Annotated in this window: 7 protein-coding genes and 3 tRNA genes; 6 read left to right on the forward strand and 4 right to left on the reverse strand. The window is 62.9% G+C overall.

Annotation, left to right across the window (positions count from 1 at the left end; all coding sequences use genetic code 11):
- The first annotated feature begins 4 nt into the window (after nt 1-4).
- The 4 genes from H0W47_RS12305 to H0W47_RS12320 all read left to right on the forward strand — a co-directional run bounded on the left by H0W47_RS12305 (nt 5) and on the right by H0W47_RS12320 (nt 1,131).
- Nucleotides 5-80: transfer RNA gene (locus H0W47_RS12305), tRNA-Gly, on the forward strand.
- A gap of 87 nt (nt 81-167) precedes the next feature.
- A tRNA-Cys gene (locus tag H0W47_RS12310) sits at nt 168-241 on the forward strand.
- Nucleotides 242-322: 81 nt separating this feature from the next.
- Nucleotides 323-414: transfer RNA gene (locus tag H0W47_RS12315), tRNA-Leu, on the forward strand.
- An 87-nt stretch (nt 415-501) separates the two neighbouring features.
- Nucleotides 502-1,131, forward strand: coding sequence for a DUF6806 family protein (locus H0W47_RS12320; RefSeq protein WP_296924727.1), 630 nt, complete (start codon nt 502-504; stop codon nt 1,129-1,131).
- 111 nt (nt 1,132-1,242) lie between these two features.
- Here H0W47_RS12320 and H0W47_RS12325 read toward each other — a convergent pair whose 3' ends face one another.
- Both H0W47_RS12325 and H0W47_RS12330 read right to left on the reverse strand, forming a co-directional pair.
- Entirely contained in the window at nt 1,243-1,371 is a 129-nt protein-coding gene (locus H0W47_RS12325) for a TetR family transcriptional regulator (protein WP_367265327.1), read from the reverse strand.
- Nucleotides 1,372-1,431: 60 nt separating this feature from the next.
- A complete protein-coding gene (locus tag H0W47_RS12330; protein WP_296924729.1) occupies nt 1,432-2,067 on the reverse strand; it encodes an alternative oxidase in 636 nt (211 codons plus the stop codon).
- A gap of 132 nt (nt 2,068-2,199) precedes the next feature.
- Between H0W47_RS12330 and H0W47_RS12335 the strand changes: the two genes are divergently transcribed.
- Nucleotides 2,200-3,513 (forward strand): MFS transporter, encoded by a 1,314-nt coding sequence (locus H0W47_RS12335; RefSeq protein WP_296924731.1) that lies wholly within the window; start codon nt 2,200-2,202, stop codon nt 3,511-3,513.
- Nucleotides 3,513-4,703 carry a LanC-like protein gene (locus H0W47_RS12340; protein ID WP_296924733.1) on the forward strand — a complete coding sequence of 397 codons (1,191 nt, stop codon included), beginning with the start codon at nt 3,513-3,515 and terminating at the stop codon, nt 4,701-4,703. Before H0W47_RS12335 ends, H0W47_RS12340 begins: the two co-directional genes overlap by 1 nt.
- On the opposite strand, the gene murI is transcribed toward H0W47_RS12340, so the two are convergent.
- On the reverse strand, nt 4,700-5,464 hold the full coding sequence (murI, locus tag H0W47_RS12345) for a glutamate racemase (RefSeq protein ID WP_296924735.1): 765 nt from the start codon (nt 5,462-5,464) through the stop codon (nt 4,700-4,702). The genes H0W47_RS12340 and murI overlap by 4 nt on opposite strands.
- A 111-nt stretch (nt 5,465-5,575) precedes the next feature.
- A partial coding sequence (locus tag H0W47_RS12350) for a fumarate hydratase C-terminal domain-containing protein (RefSeq protein ID WP_296924737.1) occupies nt 5,576-6,256 on the reverse strand: 681 nt, incomplete at its 5' end.

Below are 6,256 nucleotides of genomic sequence, written 5' to 3' on the forward strand. Positions count from 1 at the left end.
AATCGCGGGAGTAGCTCAGTTGGTAGAGCGCAACCTTGCCAAGGTTGAGGTCGAGAGTTCGAGACTCTTCTCCCGCTCCAATTCAAAAGGGCAGCACGTTAAAATGCTGTCCTTTTTCTTTGGTGCAACGGTGATCACGCTGTGGCATGCATTGAAAGACACGACAGGGCGCGGTAGCAAAGCGGTTATGCAGTGGATTGCAAATCCATCCAGGGCGGTTCGACTCCGCCCCGCGCCTCCAGATCATGCGTATTTGAATTCCGCTCATCCAGGCCTCGTCAGTCGATGTGACGAGGCCTTTTGTTTCACAATGGGAAACCCTGCCCGGGTGGTGAAATTGGTAGACACATCGGACTTAAAATCCGCCGCTTCCCTAATCGGGGCGTACCGGTTCGATTCCGGTCCCGGGCACCACAACACCTGCCGTTTCTCCGGCGCCCACGCCATCGCTCCCGCTGTGCTGATGGTCATCTGGGGCGCCAACTGGTTAAGATAGATTCCATGGCCCGCTACAACACCCCTCCCTTTGAAATTCACGTGCATGGTGACGTGCCTCTCCGTGACGACGTCGGTTTTTCGCAGTTACAGGATGCACTCAAACCGCTGTGGGTCTATGCCGGCGCCAAGTCGCTGGCAGACGGTGCAGCCAGTGTGTACGAAGAGGAGCCGGGCATACGCTTCGACGCACACCAGCATCTGTTGCAGCTGTGCTGGACGGTTGCGGGTGATGAAGACTTCCGGCAGGTGCTTGATGAAGTGTGCATGGCCCTCAACGAGATGGCCGTCAGCGGTGCGCCGATTGAAGTGACTTTTTACGACGCCGACTTCGATGAAGACGAAGAGCGGGAGGGTGAGGAAGCCCGGGACGACTTCGCGATGTACTTTGTCGGCCCCACGCCGGCGGCCATCATGCAGGTTCAGCGCGACCTGCTGGTGCAAGACATGATTGGCCTGATGGAGCGGCATTTCGACGCTACCGAGCTTGGCGACGTCGTCGCAGCGGTGGACAAGCTGTTCGAGCAGCGTTTTGAAACCCTGGTCAACTCGATGCAACTCGGCAGGCCTCCGCGCGGGCTGGGTGGATCGCCGGGTGGGCATGGCGGCGGACGCAAGCCACGTCACCTACACTGAAGCTGATACCTTATTGTCCTGCTCCAGGCCGAGCCCGGCCAGGTAAATGGCCATCACGCCGTGGCCCAGCGCCCGCGCATGGCTGGGTTGGCGGATCAACGTTGCTTCGAGTCAGAGGTCCTCGAAAGACTGTTCCTGCGGCAGCGTGACCCGTTTCATCATGGCGTTGAAGAGGTGGACCTTGTCCCTGAAATGCCAGTAGATCGCGCCGCGGTTGGTGCCGGGCGGCCTGCCGGGCAGTGCCGTTGAGCGAGGTCGGGGTCACGCTCAGCGCCCGCCGCGACGCGTCTAGTCCTGGTCCTAATTGGTTTGGGCTTTTTCCGTGAGCTGATCGGCAAAGGCGTGGTTGACGTCGCGGTGACCCGCTTCGTCGTCGCGCACCACCAGGATCACGTCGCGCAGACGCGCATCAGGCGCCAGCTTCCAGTAGTCAATGGCAATCTGCGGCGCCGCCACATTCTCATAGGCGCCGCTGTCGATGCCTGCTAGGTACTCGGTGTAGCTGTAGACAGCTTCTTCCTCGAAGTAGCCGACCAGCCGGTGCGCGGTGCGGGAGGACACCAGATAGAGCAGGAAAAACAGGTTGTAGAAGATGCCCTGCGCCAGCATGATCATCCAGCGCTCCAGCCTGCTGGGTTGGGCAATGTGCACAAAGGTCATCAGGTGCATGCGCTCATTTTCGGCTTCGTCGAGCAACTGGCGTATCCAGCCCTCGTCGTTTTTCATGCTGCGCAGCGACTTCAGGTGAATCAGCGCCCCGCCGACCATGCCGGGCACGGCAGCCACGGTCTCCAGCACCACCGCGCGGTTGCCGTAACGGCCGGCAAAAAAAGTGTCGGCGAGGAATCGCAGGAAGCGGGTGGTGCGCCAGGCAAAACGGTCCGAGAAATCCGTCTGCGCATGGTGCGGTGCTTGCGGTGGCGTGGAGTCGGGCATGAGGCATTCTCCAGTGGTGCGATTCATTGGAACACGTATGGCGGGTGGAGGCCATTTGAACCTCCTGGATCCCGTGCCATCGTGCCGACATTCCGGTGGTTTATGCTGGGCTCCTTTTTCAGGAGCTGAACCATGGCCCTCTTTTCCCAAGACGCCCTCAATCCCGGCGTGCGCAAGCGCGAGGTGTTTGGTTGGGCCATGTATGACTTTGCGAACTCGGGCTACACCACGGTCGTGATCACCGCGGTGTTCGCCGCGTATTTCGTGGGGGGCATTGCGCAGAAGGCCGAGTGGGCCACTTTCGCTTGGACGGCAGCGCTCAGTGTGTCCTACGCCATCGTCATGCTGACCATGCCCAGCATAGGCGCCTATGCCGACTTGCGTGCCGCAAAAAAACGGCTCTTGATGTTGACGACTGCGGGCTGTGTGGTGAGCACCGCCGCGCTGGCGCTGGCCGGTCCCAGCAGTGTGGCGTTTGCCGTCGTGCTGATCATCCTCTCCAACACCTTTTTCGCGTATGGCGAGTCGCTGACCGCCGCCTTCCTGCCGGAGCTGGCCAGGACTGAAGCCTTGGGCAAGGTCAGCGGCTGGGGTTGGGCTTTCGGTTATTTCGGCGGCATGCTGGCGCTCGGCATTTGCCTGGGCTATGTGATCTGGGCGCAGGGACGCGGTATTCCGGCTGACCAGTTTGTTCCCGTCACGATGCTGATCACGGCGGTGATCTACGGTTTGGCCTCGCTGGTGACCTTCCGCCTGCTCAAAGAGAGGGCGCAGCCCAACCCGGCGGCCTTGCGTGAGGGCGGCATGAAGGCGTCGCTCGCGCAACTGCGCCAGACCTTCCGCCAGGCCAGACGTTACAAGGACTTCATGTGGCTGCTGGTCAGTGCCGTGTTCTACCAGGGCGGCGTGGCGGTGGCCATTGCGCTGGCGGCCATTTACGCCGAGCAGGTGATTGGTTTTCAGCCGCAGGAAACCATGGTGCTGATCTTTGTGCTCAACTTTGCCGCCGCCGGTGGGGCGTTTGCCTTCGGTTATTTTCAGGACCGTATCGGCCACAAGCTGGCGCTGGGCATCACGCTGGTGGGCTGGATAGCCACCTGCGTGATTGCTGCCATCACGACCACCAAGGGCGGCTTCTGGTATGCCGCCGCAATCGCCGGGGTGTGCATGGGCTCCAGCCAGTCGGCCGGCCGCGCCATGGCCGGTATGTTCGCGCCTAAAAAGCAACTGGCCGAGTTCTACGGGCTCTGGACCTTCGCTATCCGGCTGGCCAGCATCATCGGGCCGCTGAGCTACGGCGCCATTACCTGGATGACGGGGGGCGACCAGCGCACCGCCATTTTGTCGACGGCGGTGCTGTTTGCCGTGGGGCTGGTGCTGCTGGTTCCGGTGGATGTGCAGCGCGGGCGGGAGGCGGCGCTGGCCGCTGACGCCGTGGACCGATGATGCCGCTTTGGCAGCACGAGCGGCATGAGTCGCTGCGCACGATGCGATGGCAGGAGCAGCGGGCTCGCGACTTGATCGAGCGCATCGTCAGCGACACCGAATCCCACGCCGGCCCCTGGCCCAACCACCCGCTGGACGGCGCTGACCCGGCACCGCGCCACGAGCTGTATGGCGGCGCTTGCGGCGTGATTTGGGCGTTGCATCACCTGCAGCAGCGCGGGGCCGTAAAGCTGGCCAATGCGCTTCAGTCCGCGCAGGTGCTGCGGCTGCTGGAGCCCAATCGCGCACTGATGGGTCACAGCCAGGGGGCCTTCGGCGCTTATCTGATGGGCGACACCAGCCTGCGCATGGTGGCGTTCGCCATCGCGCCTGACGACACGCAGGCGGCCGCGATCGCGCACCTCGTCGAGGCTACAGTCGATCATCCGGCGCGCGAACTGATGTGGGGATCACCCGGCACCATGCTCGCGGCGCTGTTCATGCAGCGCCGCACCGGCGAAGCGCGCTGGACAAGCCTGTTCCGAAAGACCGCGGAGAAACTCGCCTCGCAGCTCCTGTGGTCGCAGGAGGAGGGCTGCCACTACTGGGACCAGGACCTGTACGGGCAGATATCGACTTACCTGGATGGTGTGCATGGCTTCGCGGCAACCGCCTCAGTGCTGCGACAGGGCCGCGACCTATTGGCCCCGGATCAAGCCCGTACTTGGGAGGAACGCATCGCCGCCACCATGGGCCGCACGGCCGAATGGGAAGACGGCCTCGCCAACTGGCGCAATCAGCTGACGCGCCCGCGCGGCGGCTCCAAGCTGATGCAATACTGCCACGGTGCACCGGGTTATGTAATCTGCCTGGCCGGCTTTCCCGGCCCCGCGCTTGACGACACCTTGCTCGCAGCTGGAGAGGCGATCTGGCAAGCCGGGCCATTGTGCAAGGGCTCGAATCTGTGCCACGGAACGGGAGGCAATGGGTATGCCTTTCTCAAGCTGCACACGCGCTTTGGTGGGACGCGTTGGCTGGATCGGGCGCGCGCCTTCGCCATGCATTCGATCGTGCAGGCCGAGGACGCGTTGGCCGAGCACGGCCAGTGGCGCTTTTCCTTGTGGACTGGCGACCTCGGTCTGGCGATCTACCTGCTGGATTGCATCGAGGCGCGGGACCGCTTCCCCACGCTCGACTGCTTCTTCGACTAAAGGCCCAGCCAGCGACGCGCGGCCGCCTCCAAAGCCTGCTGCGAGCCCGTGGTGAGCAGCGTGACGCTGCCTTCGCCTTCAGCTTTGAGCAGACCCGCCGCCTCCAGCAGGCGGCGCGTCTGCCGCGCCACCGGCTCGCCGGTATCGATCATTTTTACCTTTTGACCGGCATGGGCTGCCAGATGGTGCTGGGCAAACGGGTAATGCGTGCAGCCCAATACGAGGGTGTCGATCTGGCCGTATTCGTCGCCGAAACTGCCAAGAGCCTGCATGTAGCGTGCACACAGCTGCCGGATCTTCTCCGCATCGTCGTTTTGTATGGCGTCTGCCAGGCCATCGCAAGGTACAAAAATGAATTCGGCCTGGTCTTTCAGCGAGTCGTGCAGTGTGCGGATTTTGGCACTGGCCAACGTGCCGCGAGTGCCGATCACGCCAATACGGCGCGTCTTGCTGAGTGCAACCGCCGGCTTGAGTGCGGGCTCGACGCCCACCAGCGGAAGGTCTGGATAGTGCTCGCGCACCAAATGGACAGCGGCGGCGGTGGCCGTGTTACAGGCGATCACCAGAGCCTTGATCTGGTGATCGCGCAACAGGCGGTCCACCACAATGCGCGTGCGTTCGATGACGTAATCGTCACCCCGCTCGCCATAGGGGGCAAAGCCTGCGTCGGCCAGATAAACAAAATCTTCGGTCGGAAGTTGGGCCCGCAGCGCCTTGAGGACACTCAGGCCGCCCACGCCGCTGTCAAATACGCCGATCAAGACTGGGGTCCCATGGTCGCTCAGCGCGTGTAGTTTCCTGCCCCCGGGAGGGCCGCTCCGCTGGCGGACTGGCAGAGCCAGATCCGCGGCTCCGGCTTGATTGAAGAGTGTTCAACCGGCAGCAACTGCAATCCCCTTGAACTCGCCGGTGGCGATTCTCTTTTGCCACTCGGCCGGGCCGGTGATGTGGGCGCTGGTGCCGCCGGCGTCCACCGCCACCGTCACCGGCATGTCGACCACGTCGAACTCGTAAATCGCTTCCATGCCCATGTCGGCAAACCCGACCACCTCTGCGTGTTTGATGGCCTTGGATACCAGGTAGGCGGCGCCGCCCACCGCCATCAGGTAGGCGCTTTTGTGCTTCTTGATCGCCTCTATGGCGACCGGGCCGCGTTCGGCCTTGCCTATCATCGCAATCAGGCCCGTTTCGGCCAGCATCATCTCGGTAAAGCCGTCCATGCGGGTGGCGGTGGTCGGGCCGGCCGGGCCGACAGCCTCGCCGGCCACCGGGTCCACCGGCCCTACGTAATAAATCACGCGGTTGGCAAAGTTCACCGGCAGTTTTTCGCCTTTGGCCAGCATGTCCTGGATGCGCTTGTGCGCGGCGTCGCGACCGGTCAGCATCTTGCCGCTGAGCAGCAGGGTGTCGCCGGGTTTCCAACTGGCGACCTCAGCCTTTGTCAGGGTGTTGAGGTCGACTTTTTTGCTTTTTTGGTAGTCGGGCGCCCATTCGACATCGGGCCACAGGTCCAGCGAGGGCGGGTCGAGATAAACCGGGCCACTGCCGTCCAT

The organism is Polaromonas sp., assembly GCF_013817205.1.
Classification (GTDB): Bacteria; Pseudomonadota; Gammaproteobacteria; order Burkholderiales; family Burkholderiaceae_C; genus Polaromonas.

What these genes read in the sequence shown, in the direction of transcription:
- H0W47_RS12320 (WP_296924727.1), top strand. Translation starts at nt 502, where the DNA reads ATGGCCCGCTACAACACCCCTCCCTTTGAAATTCACGTGCATGGTGAC.
- H0W47_RS12330 (WP_296924729.1), bottom strand. Translation starts at nt 2,067, where the DNA reads ATGCCCGACTCCACGCCACCGCAAGCACCGCACCATGCGCAGACGGAT.
- H0W47_RS12335 (WP_296924731.1), top strand. Translation starts at nt 2,200, where the DNA reads ATGGCCCTCTTTTCCCAAGACGCCCTCAATCCCGGCGTGCGCAAGCGC.
- H0W47_RS12340 (WP_296924733.1), top strand. Translation starts at nt 3,513, where the DNA reads ATGCCGCTTTGGCAGCACGAGCGGCATGAGTCGCTGCGCACGATGCGA.